This window comes from Bdellovibrionales bacterium, assembly GCA_019750295.1.
GTDB lineage: Bacteria > Bdellovibrionota > Bdellovibrionia > Bdellovibrionales > JAGQZY01 > JAIEOS01.
In genome coordinates, this window is the sequence record JAIEOS010000023.1 from 55,914 (window position 1) to 70,617 (window position 14,704).

The 14,704-nt window shown below is 47.7% G+C and carries 10 protein-coding genes and 1 tRNA gene; 6 read left to right on the plus strand and 5 right to left on the minus strand.

Going from position 1 to position 14,704, the window contains the following annotated elements; all coding sequences use genetic code 11:
• Nucleotides 1–38 precede the first annotated feature (38 nt).
• Together queC and K2Q26_06535 are read left to right on the plus strand one after the other, a co-directional pair.
• Nucleotides 39–704, plus strand: coding sequence for a 7-cyano-7-deazaguanine synthase QueC (queC, locus tag K2Q26_06530; protein MBY0315155.1), 666 nt, complete (start codon nt 39–41; stop codon nt 702–704).
• Nucleotides 701–1,261, plus strand: a complete 561-nt coding sequence (locus K2Q26_06535; protein MBY0315156.1) for a DUF366 family protein — start codon at nt 701–703, stop codon at nt 1,259–1,261. The genes queC and K2Q26_06535 overlap by 4 nt, the downstream gene beginning before the upstream one ends.
• On the opposite strand, the gene K2Q26_06540 is transcribed toward K2Q26_06535, so the two are convergent.
• Nucleotides 1,258–2,109, minus strand: coding sequence for a hypothetical protein (locus tag K2Q26_06540; GenBank protein ID MBY0315157.1), 852 nt, complete (start codon nt 2,107–2,109; stop codon nt 1,258–1,260). The two genes, K2Q26_06535 and K2Q26_06540, sit on opposite strands and share 4 nt — an antisense overlap.
• Before the next feature lie 115 nt (nt 2,110–2,224).
• Between K2Q26_06540 and K2Q26_06545 the strand changes: the two genes are divergently transcribed.
• From K2Q26_06545 to K2Q26_06555, 3 genes are read left to right on the plus strand one after another with little or no spacing between them, the layout of a single operon-like run.
• Nucleotides 2,225–3,145, plus strand: coding sequence for a class I fructose-bisphosphate aldolase (locus K2Q26_06545; GenBank protein MBY0315158.1), 921 nt, complete (start codon nt 2,225–2,227; stop codon nt 3,143–3,145).
• A gap of 35 nt (nt 3,146–3,180) precedes the next feature.
• Nucleotides 3,181–4,659: a lysine--tRNA ligase gene (gene lysS, locus K2Q26_06550; protein ID MBY0315159.1), complete on the plus strand. Its 1,479-nt coding sequence runs from the start codon at nt 3,181–3,183 to the stop codon at nt 4,657–4,659.
• A 2-nt stretch (nt 4,660–4,661) separates the two neighbouring features.
• On the plus strand, nt 4,662–5,459 hold the full coding sequence (locus K2Q26_06555; GenBank protein MBY0315160.1) for a hypothetical protein: 798 nt from the start codon (nt 4,662–4,664) through the stop codon (nt 5,457–5,459).
• A 51-nt stretch (nt 5,460–5,510) separates the two neighbouring features.
• Here K2Q26_06555 and K2Q26_06560 read toward each other — a convergent pair whose 3' ends face one another.
• The 4 genes from K2Q26_06560 to K2Q26_06575 all read right to left on the minus strand — a co-directional run bounded on the left by K2Q26_06560 (nt 5,511) and on the right by K2Q26_06575 (nt 7,748).
• The gene (locus K2Q26_06560) at nt 5,511–6,041 is read right to left on the minus strand and encodes a hypothetical protein (GenBank protein ID MBY0315161.1); all 531 of its coding nucleotides are present in this window, start codon (nt 6,039–6,041) and stop codon (nt 5,511–5,513) included.
• A 16-nt stretch (nt 6,042–6,057) separates the two neighbouring features.
• Nucleotides 6,058–6,444: a hypothetical protein gene (locus tag K2Q26_06565; GenBank protein ID MBY0315162.1), complete on the minus strand. Its 387-nt coding sequence runs from the start codon at nt 6,442–6,444 to the stop codon at nt 6,058–6,060.
• Nucleotides 6,445–6,577: 133 nt separating this feature from the next.
• A tRNA-Gly gene (locus K2Q26_06570) sits at nt 6,578–6,653 on the minus strand.
• A gap of 129 nt (nt 6,654–6,782) precedes the next feature.
• The gene (locus K2Q26_06575) at nt 6,783–7,748 is read right to left on the minus strand and encodes a hypothetical protein (GenBank protein MBY0315163.1); all 966 of its coding nucleotides are present in this window, start codon (nt 7,746–7,748) and stop codon (nt 6,783–6,785) included.
• Between the two features lie 306 nt (nt 7,749–8,054).
• On the opposite strand from K2Q26_06575, the gene K2Q26_06580 reads away from it, so the two are divergent.
• The coding region (locus K2Q26_06580; protein ID MBY0315164.1) for a hypothetical protein at nt 8,055–14,704 on the plus strand (6,650 nt) is incomplete at its 3' end.

Consider the following 14,704-nt stretch of genomic DNA (forward strand, 5'->3'; position numbering starts at 1 on the left):
GTTGGAGAAATCCCCAAACATCGGTTAAGACACGAGGCATGAAGTCCTCAGTTGTTCTCCTCTCTGCGGGTTTAGATTCGACGGTGAATCTGCTCCAAGCTCTTCGCGAAACCACGGTCAAAATGGTCATTACCTTTGATTATGGCCAGCGGGCGGCCGAACAGGAGATCTCGCGGGCGCGAAAGCTGTGCGAAAAGCACCAACTTCCCCATCGAGTGGTGGATCTTTCATTCTTTCAAAAGTTCTCTCAAAAAAGCGGTCTCGTCGGCCGCGATTCGAAGATTCCCCAAAAAGACCTCGTCGATATCAGTAGCATGGAAAAGAGCTTTAAAACGGCGGAGATGGTTTGGGTTCCTAATCGGAACGGAATCTTCTTAAACATCGCCGCTGGCTTTGCCGAGGGACTGGGTGCCGATATGATTATCCCGGGATTTAATGCCGAGGAAGCGGCGACGTTTCCCGACAATACGCGCGAATATGCCAAGGCTCTCGATCAAGCGTTTGCGTTTTCCACCCAAAATCAAGTGAAAGTGGTTTGTTACACTCAAGATATGCAAAAGCCCGAAATCGTGTGCTGGGGATTAGAGATGGGCTTAGACTTAAATGCCCTGTGGCCCTGCTATTTTGGGGGTGAGCAGTGGTGCGGAGAGTGTGAATCGTGTCAGCGTTTTGATCGCGCTCGTCGCGCGGCAGGTGTATTATGATGAAGACATTATTTGTTGAGAAAAACTTCCTTTATTCCGGCGAGCAACTGAAGCCACTCAATAATTACATGGAATTTGGCGTGCTCGGCACGTCGATCGTTTCCTGGGTTGGCCCTTGCAATGTTCCTTTCGATCACATGATCGATGGAGAAGATGTTCGCGCCCAAAGCCAAATCTGCGGTGAGCAGATGGTTCATTTCATCATTGAGGCCTTTGATTTTCCTCTCAAGGGAGCGGTGGTGCTGCAGAGGCTGATGGCCGAAATGACCATCGACATCTTAAAAAGCCAAAGCCCACTCGCGCAAAATCTAAAACGCCAGGGCGATGATATTTATTGGGAGAAGAAGAAGCTCAATATTTCTATAGCCACTTTGTCACCTCAATCTTCGTTGATTCACTTTGCAGTGAACGTCAGTAATGAAGGTACTCCGGTGCCGACCTCAGCCCTCAAGGACTTTTCTGTGGAGCCTCGGGCGTTCGCTCAGGAGCTGATGGAAAAGGTCGCCGCTGAATATGGTGATATTATCGAAGCGTCGCAAAAGGTTCGAACGTTTTAATGCTTTAGCGATTTCTCGGCCCACCAGTATCCTAATAAGAGAGTGAGGGACGAGAGACAAAACATGAGAAGGCTTCCCATCAAAACGATAAAGTAATCCGAAAATGTATACTCGACCTTCAGGTAAGAGAAGATCATGGCCTGCTTGATTTGGGGAGTTTCGAAGATCTGCTGAGACGTCATAATGTGTTTTTCGTTTTTCATATCAAAGCCTCGACCACTTTCAATCCCCTCAATAAAAACATCTCGAAGTGCATCTTGCTCTTCAGGATTGAGGGTCGAAAAAATAATCTGGTACTCGTAGTTCTGCTCTTCAACAAAAGTGATATCCGCTTGAGTGACTCCTGCAAAAGCCTTGAGAGACTTCATTTCGAAAACCGAGGTCACGATATAGATTTTGTCGGACTCTAGGTCTCCAGGGATTTCGGTGGATTTGTCAAACCAGTAGGTCATCATGTGTTGCTGGTTGAAAAGCGAGAAGTAACGGTCTCCTTTTTTTTGCGGGAAAATCAACGGCGTTTGGTGCTTCATGATTTCTGAAGTGTAAAGATCTTTAAGTTTTCCATCGCTTTGGAGTTCACCCACATAGGCGATCATCATAGAGTCATAAAGCAGTTTTTTATATTTGGGATCGAGGTTCTTCTTTTCGGTGGTGATGACCAGTCTTCGCTGCTGTAAAGCGTTCATCCAAAGGTATCGACTCATCATGGCCGTTTTGGCGGTGAGTTGTTGAAACCACACCCGGTTTTTATCGTAGAGATGATAGCGCATGGAAATCGCGGTTAAACCCACAAAAAACACGACGTTAACGGCGATACAAAATCGGAACACTTTTTTACGAAAGGTCATAGTCAATTCAGCGTGGGTTAAGGCTATTTTGGAGTCAAGAGGATTGACTTCATTAGTGATTTAGAGGATTTATTCCAGGAAAACCATTTTTTAAATGACATAATACGAGGGAAATATGACGCCTAGAGTAAGAGAGATCCTAAGCTGGTATGGTTCAGACAATCCAGGTGTGCTCACCAATATGGCACGCGTTCTTAACCACGGACGCTTAGCCGGAACTGGTAAGGTTGTGATTCTCCCCGTGGATCAAGGGTTCGAGCATGGCCCCGCCCGTAGTTTTGCTAAAAATCCCGATGGCTATGACCCGATCTATCACGCCACTCTTGCTGTGGAGTCGGGCTGCAGTGCTTATGCCGCTCCCTTGGGTTTTATCGAGGCCATCGCCCGTGATTTCGCCGGGGACATTCCGTTAATCCTTAAAATTAATAATTCAGATTCTTTGTTCAAAACGAAAGCCCCTTGTTCCGCTTTGACGTCCTCCGTGGACGATGCGCTTCGTTTAGGATGTGTGGGAATCGGGTTTACGATCTACCCGGGCAGTGAAGAGCGAAAAGCCATGTACGAGGAGATCGCTGCGGCTTCCAGCTACGCCAAAGAAAAGGGTTTGTTAGTTGTCATCTGGGCTTATGCACGCGGTGAGTTTATCAGTAAGGAAGGCGAGACGGCCATTGATGTGATTGCTTACTGTGCTCAAATCGCAGCTCAATTGGGCGCTCATTTTATTAAAGTGAAGCCTCCTACAGCTCACATCGAGCAAGAGGAAGCGAAAAAAGTTTATAAAGAACAACAGATCTTAGTCGAAAAGCTTTCCGATCGTATTCGTCACGTCATTGAAGCGTCCTTTAATGGTCGTCGCGTTGTTATTTTTAGTGGTGGCGAAGCAAAGAGCACAGAAGAGATTTTGAAAGAAGTGCGTGGGCTGGCGGAGGGCGGTGCCTTTGGTAGCATTATGGGAAGAAACGCTTTCCAGCGCCCCAAAAAAGAAGCTATCGCGTTGTTACATCAAGTGATGGATACATTCGTCGGAAAAATCTAAGGAACTAAATTGAAAAGTGTGGCAACGGAGAAAATGTGAGCGATTCGATCAACGATAATCCAATTCGAGCGGAAAAACGTCGTAAGTTAAATGTTCTTAGAGAGAACAAATACGATCCGTATCCTCATAACTTTAAACGCACTTCTACGATCGAACCTATCAAGACGAAATTTGCCGAGATCGCCACCGGCGAGGCTCTTAAAGAGAATGTTTATAAAATTGCAGGTCGATTGATGACCAAGCGCCCGATGGGGAAAGCTGCATTTTTTAACGTGCAAGATCAGTCGGGAAACATTCAGTGTTATTTAAAAATTGCTGAACTCGATCCACAAAGCCAACTGGCCTTTGACAACATCGACATTGGCGATATTGTTGGAATCGAGGGGTTTGTTTTTAAAACTCAAAAGGGTGAGTTGTCTTTGCACTGCCAATCGTTTGCGGTTCTTTGTAAGACTCTTGAGCCCCTGCCAGAAAAGTTCCACGGTCTCCAAGATGTGGAGATGAAGTATCGTTATCGTCATCTTGACCTTATTATGGATCCCGAAAGCCGCAAGGTGTTTGAGCGCCGCTCGAAAATTATTGCAGAGATTCGTAGTTTTTTAAATCACCGTGGGTTTCTCGAAGTGGAAACGCCAGTTCTTCAGCCCATTTATGGGGGTGCCGCGGCTTTTCCGTTTTCGACCCATCACCGCGCTCTCGATATGAAACTGTTTTTAAAGATCAGTCCCGAGCTCTATTTAAAGCGCCTTATCGTCGGTGGTTTTGAAAAGGTCTACGAGATCGGTAAGAACTTTCGCAACGAAGGGATCGATCGAACGCACAATCCTGAGTTCACCATGTTGGAATGGTATGAGGCGTACACGGACTATCAAGATCAAATGAAGCAGTTCGAAGAATTGATTTCGCACTTGGCTTTAAAAGTGACCGGTTCAATGAAGGTTGTTTATCAAGAAAAAGAGATTGATTTTACTCCGCCCTGGAGACGTCTCACGGTGTATGATGGAGTGCGCGAGTATGCCGGCATTGATCCTGAAAAAGCGACCGTGGACGAGCTTTATGCGAAAGCTAAAGAGCTTGGCACCGAGAAGAAGAAAGGTAGCCATGGCGAAATGGTGATGGAAGTTTTTGGATTAGCGGCAGAGCCACAACTTTGGAATCCAACCTTCGTGATGGATTTCCCGAAAGACATTTCGCCGCTAACGAAAAAACACCGCTCGGTCGAAGGATTAGTGGAGCGCTTTGAGCCCATCTGTGCCGGGATGGAAATTGGAAACTCCTACTCGGAGTTGAACGACCCGGAAGACCAGCTGGATCGTCTCAAAGAGCAAGAAGCCAAGCGCGTGGTGGACGAAGAGGCCCAACCGATGGACAAAGATTTTATTCACGCGATCGACGTGGGTATGCCTCCGACGGGCGGCGTAGGGATTGGGATTGAGCGCATCGTTATGCTTCTGACAGATCGACCAAGTATTAGGGACATCTTGTTCTTTCCGACGATGAAGCATAAGGACTAATCATGCAGCTGTTGGGTGTTGTTTTCTGGGGGTCTTTGTTATTCGTAGTGGGTTGCGCGCAGGCGCCGACTCTCATTTCGGAGTCCGATGTGAGCATCATCGATCGCTCCATGCAGTTTGAAAAATCCAATCGTCCTATTAAGATTACGAGCGAGACCGTGGTCCTAGACACTCGCGCTTACTTTGACTTTCAGGTGTCTCACATTCCCAATTCTGCAAGTATCAACGCTAAAGAGTTTTCTCTGCGTGGAAGTTACGGAAGTGACTTACAGACCAAAGGAGTTGCGATCGCGCGACGCTTGGCTCTGTTGGGGGTGAATCCATTTTCCCATGTGGTGGTGATCGGCTATGGGGATAAGGGGCATGGCGACGAAGGCACTGTGGCTTTTACATTGATGGCTCTCGGTGTGGAGCGGGTACAGATGGGAACAGTTTTGGATTTTCGTTATCTGCTTCGGAACAAACTGGATAAGCCCAAGCCCAACCAACGCAACTGGGAGCCTCGTATCGTCACGTCGCTCATCTGCTCGCCGTTGAGTACCGATGCGGCTTTTGTGATTGATGTGGGACAAGCAAAGCGCACCACGTCCCTCAATGCGAAGTCTTTGGCGACAGTTCCGATTCATTGGAAAGAATTTGTAAACAAAGAAGATTTCTCTCTCAATTACCGTGTGAAGACGCGTTTATTAAAGGATAAGATCTCCGAAAACACCAAGGTCATGGTCTCAGGCCAGCAGGCGTCTTTGGTCGCGTTTTCTTTGATTCAACTGGGGTACAATCAAGTCTGTATTACGGATTAAAAATGAAGAACCCGTGCTCAGAGCCAGCACGGGATATATCAAATCAGCGTATTACTGAATCATTTCTAATTTACATCTGAGAAGAACGGTCGAGCTGTTGGTTTGGTGTTGACCATCAAATGGATCTCTGTTGCTCATAGGCTCGCTGTAGGGGATTGGCAAGTAGGTGGAATGAGCAGGCGCAACAGCATCAAAAATTCCTTTGATGACGGGCCCCTCTAAAGAGAACGTCGCAGTCTTGGGAAGGGCAACAATCTGGGCGACGGTCGACGAACTATAATGCTTGCCGTAGAATCCAACGCTCATCGAAAATGATTTGGAGTTCGCGTCGACAGCTAAGGATAAATATTGATCCTTTTTAAAATTGTCGTAAATCGACTGCCCCAAGGCATCGAGACTGGTTCCATCGAAGAGAGAAACAACAACGGTCTGCCGTGCAGATTCGTCCGCCTCGACGTCGATGTGAAGTGTTGAGTCGTAGGACGCACAAAAGAGATTTATGAAGGGTGTTGCCGCTTGCGCAGACAAGGTTAATAGTTGAGTGGTTGCAAAAGCGAATAAGTATTTAGTGAGATTATGCATAAAGGCTCCTCTTTGTTTATTCTTTACTACAAGTCATTTTTAAGTTTTGAACCGCTTCATCATCGACTTGAATTTCGGCGGACAATTCTGTTTTTTCAGAATTGAAAGTCAATTTCGCGTTCACAACACGCTCTGGATAATCTTCACCCTCAGCGGAGAAGGTCGTTTTCTTGTTGACGATGAAGTAAGTATTTCCGACGTGCTCAATGTCCTTGAGGTCAAAATCAAATGCCGATTCGTAAGGCAAGAATTGAATGCCATCTTCGTAGAAATGGATCTCGTAATAGGAATCTCCCATGGCTTCAAAGTCACCATTGACACAGATCCTAGTTCCTGAGGCAAAAACCGTGGTGGCGCAAAATACGGTGATGAGTGCGGATAAAAGCACTGGAATATGTTTCATAATAATCTCCTTTTTTTGGTCGTTAAGAAACACAAAGGACATAGCACTAATTATTGAAACAATATCTGAGGACCGTGAATTTCGTAAAAAAATATAATATTTTTCTAGTTTTTAATGAAAATTCTGAAATTAATGGAGCGGGAAACGGGACTCAAACCCGCGACCTTCGCCTTGGCAAGGCGACGCTCTATCAACTGAGCTATTCCCGCGAAAAGATAGCAAAAGCTAACGTGAACCTTTGTCCAAGTCAATTTTAGACCTTTGTGGATCAACGATGGCGCGACACGCCACCAAGTTCCTAAGGGCTGATGCTAATAAAATGGGACGGGGACATGAAATTAATACGTATTTTGGCACTTCTGGAACAAAATTTGGGAGAGGGAGACCAGGTGTTTGTAGCCCATAAATAGAACTCCGGACTTCTCGGTCGCGATCATGTTGTCGACCACATCCTTTTCTCGGCGCTTGAGTTCCCGCATCTCTTTGAGGCGGGCGCGGCTCCACTCAAGAGTGAGCTCTCGGTAGGCGGCGGGTATCCTCGCAGAGGTGATCGAAGCGAGATACGCAGTCTCGTCGCGATCGGGGACGTAATGATCATACTGCTGCCAGAGTTGAAGATCTGTACCTCGGATATTTCTTTGGAACTCCTTATCGCCCCGACTAGCCTCATTGAGTCTTGTGCGAATGGCATCGACATCATCGCTGGCGAGGGCGTAGGCTTTGGTTGCGGCCTCTGACTCAAATCCAAGAATGCGACGATGATTAAAAAGCTCCGGTTCTCGAATTCGCAAGGAAGCCACCGGTCCAACCGCAACAAGCAATAGGTCCGAGAGATCAGGAGACAAGTGCAACCCTCGAAGTTTCAAGTTTCGAATAAAGCCAGCATGTAATAGTGAATAGTGGTGAATGTTATTTTGAGTGATCGCGTTTGTTGATTCAAAACCAATAAACTGAATTTTTCTTTGTGTTTCCAAAAGCCGTTTTAAGAAACTTTGATCGGCGGGAAGATGTTGTTTTGCAAAATGGAGAGTTTCTACGAGGCCCGACAATTTCTCGAGGAAAAATTCATTTGAAAGTTCTTGAAGGGGGATCACGGTCAATTGGTGTAATTCCTCGGGCAGCGATCGATCGCCGTGGTTGTGGCCGACAATGATTATCTCGCGTCCATCTGGAAAGAAAATCTGGTGGGCGCGAGAGTCTCCCGGAGAAATGTCTCGAATTTGAATTTGGCAATACTGAGTCCCGTGCGCCAGGGAGTAGCTAAAAACAACTAATAAAAAGTTTAAAATGCGAAATATTCCCAATGTAACCCCTAAAACACCCGATCGCAGAGTATTGGCAAGTGGATCAAAAAGTAAAGTCGGGATAGGAGGTCTGCAATTTTCACAAATTGAAAGATGAGCGGTGTGTCCCAAACTGATTGTCTTGTTTTGAGAAGTTTTTTAGATGGTTCTATTTTTTAAAATTCTAGCAAAAGAAAGTGTCTCAGTTTGAGAAAAACTGTTGTAGTCCTTATCTTTTCCATAAATCAACCGATAGATAATATATTGGAATCACTGTTAGTTTCGTTTGATTATTAGATAAAGTTAAGTTGTGAGGACGGTTTTTTAGTGCTACGCATCTTATTGAGCTTCTCTATTCTAATCCTGAGTTTGGGCGCGTCTGCGGCCTCACCAACATCTTTTGTTTACCAAGGACAAATTACCAAGTCGAATGGTGAGCCACTCGAGGCCAATCCGGTGATTTTCACAGTGCGTGTGTATTCGCCGACCAATGATTGCTTGCTTTACGAAGAGCAACACTCCGCCAACATGTTGGGGAGCGAGGGCACTTTTAGTCTTAATATTGGGAATGGAATTCGCACCGGTTCCGATTATGAAGACACTTCGTCACTGGCCACTGTTTTCGCCAATGGCGTCAGCTTCACTGGAATTACTAACTGTTCCTCGGGAAATTCCTACACCGCTCTTACGGGTCACACGAGAAAAATTCGTGTGAGCTACGATGCGGGTGCAGGAATGGTGACTCTCGCTCAGGACTTCCACCTCCAATCGGTTCCCTACGCTTGGTATGCCAATAGTCTTCAAGGATTCACCGCTGCTCAATTTGTGCAGATCAATCCTGGACAAAATATCACACAGTCGAGTCTCGAAAATTTACTCGGCGGAAGCAATTACAACACTCTTTATAACTTCGCTTCGGGAACCTCAACGGCTCCGATAAGCATGAACAATCAACAGATTAAAAATTTAGCCAATCCTACATTACCTCAAGATGCAGCCACGAAGAACTACACCGACACGCGAGTTGCGGGAAGTTTGGTGAATCTGAGTGGTGTTGGTGCGGGAATGGGTGATGGTCGCGTTCTCGCGTGGAATGCCACTTTAAATCAGTGGGAGGCCATTACTCCTTCCGCGATCACAGACAGCACAAAATTACCGCTCAGTGGTGGCACAATGTCAGGCCATATCAACATGAATGGCAATCAGGTGCTCAACACGGGCCACATTACCATGCAATCGTTATCGACCGTAACTCTAGGTAAATTTACGGATGCGGAAGAAACCACTTTAGCGAGTACCCTGACCATGGCCAATCGGGGAGCGATGTGGTTCAACAGTACGGACGGTGCTCTCAAATACTGGGACGGAGCTGCGGTTGTCGATGTTCAAGGTGGTGGCGGAACGATCACTGCGGTGACGGCGGGAGTCGGCCTTGTCGGAGGCGGAAACTCCGGGGCGCTTTCAATAGATATCGCGACGGGTGGAATCACTAGCACCCTTTTAGCAAATGATTCTGTGACAAGTGCAAAAATTCTGGACGGTACAATCATCGCAGCCGACATCGCTGACGGCGCAGTCACTAACGTTAAAATCACTTCGTTAAACGTTTCTAAAATTGTGAGTGGTCCTGGCGATTACTTGAGTTATATGCCAGCGGGATCGGCCTGCTCCGACGGTGACGTACTCAAGTGGGACAATGCGAACAATCGTTGGATTTGCGGAACTGACGTCTCGGGCACAGGCGACATCACGTCAGTGAATACCTCAGGTCCTATCGCCGGAGGTTCGGCAACGGGTGCGGTGAATTTATCTTTTAATTACGACACCAATACATTAAATGTGAACGGCTCAAATCAGCTGGAGGTGAAAGCCGGTGGAATTTCTTCGGCTCAGTTGGCTGCAGGAGCTGTGACAGATGTAAAGATTGATACAGTGTCGGTGAATAAAATCACAAGTGCTGTCGGCCAGTACTTTAACTACAGTCCCAATGGTGGGGCCTGTGCGAATGGCGAAGTCCTTAAAAAAACCGCCAATGGCTGGGAGTGCGGTACAGATAATTCGGGAGTTTCAGCGCATTCTGCTTTGAGTGGGTTAAATGCAGACGATCATAGTCAATACGTTATGCTCGCAGGACGGACTGGTGGCCAAAATCTACGTGGTGGAACCGCAGCCAGTAACAATCTCAGTTTAGAATCGACAAGTGATGCCACTAAAGGGTTTGTTCTGATACAACCCAACGGCGGTAATGTGGGTATCGGTACGACCACGCCGAGTTCTCGATTAGATGTTGAGGGAACAATCCAGATTGGTGATGGTGGAGAATCGTGCACGCTGGCCACAAATGCCGGTATGATTAAATACGCCGCCGGAACTTTGCAGTATTGTAATGGGAGCTCTTGGTTGACTCTGGGAGTGAGTGGTTCTGGCTTAACGAGTCTTAACTCCCAAACAGGAAGCACGCAAACCTTTGCCGTTGATGGTTCTGGGTTAGCTCCGCAAATAAACTCTTCGTCGAATGTACACACCTTAAGTATACCATTGGCCAGTGGAGTGGGTGTCACCAGCGGAACGATCTCAAAAACGGACTATGACAATTTTACTGCGAAGTTGAGCTCTGTCGGTGGGAGCGTCTTAAATTCGGGCATGCTGTGGGTAGGAAATGGAAGCAACCAAGCTACAGCGGTGAATGTCAGTGGAGATGCCACTCTTAGCAACACAGGTGCATTGAACATTGCAAATAATGCGATCACAAACGCGAAGATCAATGACGGTGCGGTGACTAGTGCCAAGATTCTCGACGGCACTATAGCGACAATGGATCTCGCCAACAGCGCAGTAACGGATGCGAAGATTGATACAGTGTCGGTGAATAAAATCACGAGTGCCTTAGGCCAGTATTTCACCTATGCTCCGAATGGTGGCGCCTGTGCCACCGGCGAAGTTTTAAAAATGAATGCTTCAAGCCAATGGGTTTGCGGAACTGACACGGGTGGTGTGACGGATCATGGAGCTCTCGGTGGTCTTGGTGATGATGATCACACCCAATATGTGATGCTTACTGGGAGATCTGGTGGACAAAATATTATCGGTGGAACTGCCGCAAGTAATAACCTGACTTTAGAGTCCACAAGTGCTGTGACGAAAGGAAATATTCTTCTTCAACCGAACGGTGGGAATGTAGGTATAGGAACTAGTGCGCCGGCGACAAAGTTAGATGTCGAGGGTGCGATTCAGATTGGCGATGGGGGCGAGACCTGCTCCGTGGCCGCGAATGCCGGTATCGTTAAATATGCTTCGGGCACACTTCAATACTGTAACGGAAGCTCATGGCAGACTCTGGGCGTGAGTGGTGCCGGTCTTACAAGTCTCAATGGTCAAACGGGCAGTACTCAAACATTTGTTATAAATGACTCGGGCACAGCTCCTGCCATTAACTCTGCGTCCAATGCTCACACCATTAGTATTCCTCTGGCCAGTGGTATTGGCGTCACCTCCGGAACGATCTCAAAAGCGGACTATGATGCTTTCTCTGCAAAGCTCAGTGCCGTTGCGGGAAGCACTTTAAATGCGGGTCAAATGTGGTTAGGTAACGGTAGCAACCAGGCGACGGCCGTCACCATGTCCGGGGATGCAACTCTCTCTAACTCCGGTGTTCTTACTCTGGCTAACAGCACCATTACAAGCGCAAAAATTGCTGACGGTTCCGTGGGCTTAAATGATTTGGCCACAGATTCTGTCAATTCCGCAAAAGTCGTCGATGGTTCAATCGCGCTCGCCGACTTAGCTGGAAATTCAGTGGATTCAGGTAAGATTGTTGACGGTACGGTAGCGACAGTAGATCTAGCTAATAGTGCCGTGACGGATGCGAAAATTGATACAGTGTCTGTGAATAAAATCTCTAGTGCCTTAGGTCAGTATTTTACTTACAACCCTAACGGTGGCGCTTGTGCCATTGGTGAAGTCTTAAAAAGAACGGTCAACGGTTGGGAGTGTGGCACCGATGCTGGTGGAGTCACCGATCATGGCCTACTTGGCGGTCTCGGTGACGATGATCACACACAATATGTCATGCTTGCGGGACGTTCCGGTGGACAGAATCTCCGCGGTGGTACGGCTGCAAGTAATAATCTCACATTAGAATCGACGAGTAATATCACCAAAGGGTTCGTTCTCTTGCAGCCGAATGGGGGTTATGTCGGAGTTGGTACAACTAACCCCGAGTATACACTCGACGTTATCGGCTCTGCAGGGATTGGTAATCGATTGAGAATGGATCGAGACGGAGCAGGTTTTTCTTGGATCGGCGTGCGCGGTCCTGCTGGCGAAGCGGGAAGTAACGCGCTGGGGATCTATTCGAATTCAACCACGGGCGTCGTCGAGAACATTGCATTTCAAACAAATGTTTTGACCCGAATGACCATTGATAGCTCTGGAAACGTTGGAATAGGAACAACAACTCCTCAAGCGAAGCTTGATGTGACGGGCACGATTCGCGCCACAGAGATTTGCGACGAAGCCGGTTCAAACTGTAAAGATATTTCCAGTGGCTGGGGAGCCGGTGGAGATATCGACGGAATTACCACCGCGGCAGGATCAGCATTAACAGGTGGAACTGCCAGCGGCACAGCGACATTGGCTGTGCAAACGGATGCAACGACAATCGAAGTGAATGGATCGAATCAACTTCAGGTGAAAGACTTAGGGATTGGTTCCGCGAAATTAGCGGCAAACGCTGTGACCACTACAAAAATTTTAGATGCAAATGTGACAACAGCAAAGATCGCCGATGGGAACGTGACGAGCGTTAAATTGGCGGCCGATTCTGTGACATCTGCGAAGATTCTCGACGGAACTATTGCCGCAGGAGATTTGGCTTCGGATGCGGTAACAAGTGCCAAGATCCTTGACGGCACGGTAGCGACAGCGGATATCGCCAATAGTGCCGTGACGGATGCAAAAATTGATACAGTGTCTGTGAATAAAATCTCTAGTGCCTTAGGTCAGTATTTTACTTACAACCCGAACGGTGGCGCTTGTGCTATTGGTGAAGTCCTAAAAAGAACGGTCAACGGCTGGGAATGCGGTACCGATGCCGGCGGGGTCACCGATCATGGCCTACTTGGCGGTCTCGGTGACGATGATCACACACAATATGTCATGCTTGCGGGACGTTCCGGTGGACAAAATCTTCGCGGAGGAACTGCCGCGAGTAATAACTTAACGTTAGAGTCTACTAGTAACACAACCAAAGGACATGTCATCGTGCAGCCCAACGGTGGCAATGTAGGTATTGGCACCACAAATCCCAGTCGGAAGCTCCAGGTGACGGGGTCCACGGGTGATACCCGCTTACAGATTAATGATTCGGGAGTCGGCAGTATTGCGGCCCTAGAAATGTTGAACGATACCCGAGGTTGGCAAATTGCAGCTCGCGGTGATTTATCAAACTCATTTGCGGTGAGAGACTTAACTGCTGCCTCATACCGAATGGTTATTGATACTTCAGGTAACGTCGGAATCGGTACCGCTGCACCTTTAAGTAAGTTAGATGTCGAAGGCACCATTCAGATTGGCGATGGGGGCGAAACGTGCTCTGTGGCCGCGAATGCGGGTATGGTGAAGTATGCCTCCGGATCGCTCCAGTATTGTAATGGAAGTTCATGGCAGACTCTTGGGGTGAGCGGAGCTGGACTAACCAGTCTCAATGCTCAGACGGGGAGCACACAAACGTTTGCGGTGAATGCTTCGGGTTTAGCTCCCGCAATCAATTCTTCGTCGAATGTACACACACTCAGTATTCCTCTGGCTAGTGGAGCTGGCGTCACAAGCGGAACAATTTCAAAAATAGATTACGATAGTTTCGTGGCAAAACTCAGTGCCGTGGCGGGGAGCACGTTAAATTCAGGTATGCTTTGGGTAGGAAATGGAAGTAACCAAGCAACAGCCGTCAGCATAAGCGGAGATGCCACTTTAAGTAACGCCGGAGCGCTTACGCTTGCCAATAATTCAATTTCAACGGTGAAAATCAATGATGGTGCGGTCACTTCGGCAAAGATTCTTGATGGAACAGTAGCGACAGCGGATCTCGCCAATAGCGCTGTGACGGATGCAAAGATTGATACCGTGTCTGTGAACAAAATCACCAGTGCCTTAGGTCAGTACTTTACATACAACCCGAACGGTGGCGCTTGTGCCATCGGTGAAGTTTTAAAAAGAACAGTCAATGGCTGGGAATGCGGCACCGATACCGGTGGAGTCACGGATCATGGTTTGCTCGGTGGACTCAGTGATGATGATCACACCCAATACGTTATGCTTGCGGGACGTTCCGGTGGACAGAATCTTCGCGGTGGTACGGCTGCAAATAATAACCTGACTTTAGAATCTACTAGTAATGCCACTAAGGGGTATGTATTGCTTCAGCCTGGCGGTGGAAATGTTGGGATAGGGACCGCCACACCTGCGAGTACATTGGAAGTCGCTGGTACAATCACTGTACCAAGTTCAGCCGGCTACATGATTAAACAGAATGGAATTAATACCGGCCTATACTCTGAGGCGAATGGTGACTTAAGTTTGTTTAGAACTGGTAATCGAGGTCTTACGGTGTCCACCTCAGGTAATCTTGGGGTAGGTACGACGAATCCTCAGGCGAAGCTAGATGTGGTGGGAACTATCCGTGCCAATGAAGTTTGCGATGAAACGGGCTCAAATTGTAAAGATATTTCGAGTGGCTGGGGTGCGGGTGGAGACATCGATGGCATTACCACAGCAGCAGGGTCTGCGTTAACTGGGGGCACGGCCAGTGGAACTGCAACGTTGGCGGTTCAGACCGACGCCGCGACGATTGAAGTGAATGGATCCAATCAACTTCAAGTTAAAGATTTAGGTGTGGGCGCAGCCAAATTGGCCGCGAATGCGGTAACTACAGCAAAGATATTGGATGCTAACGTGACGACGGCTAAGATTGCTGATGC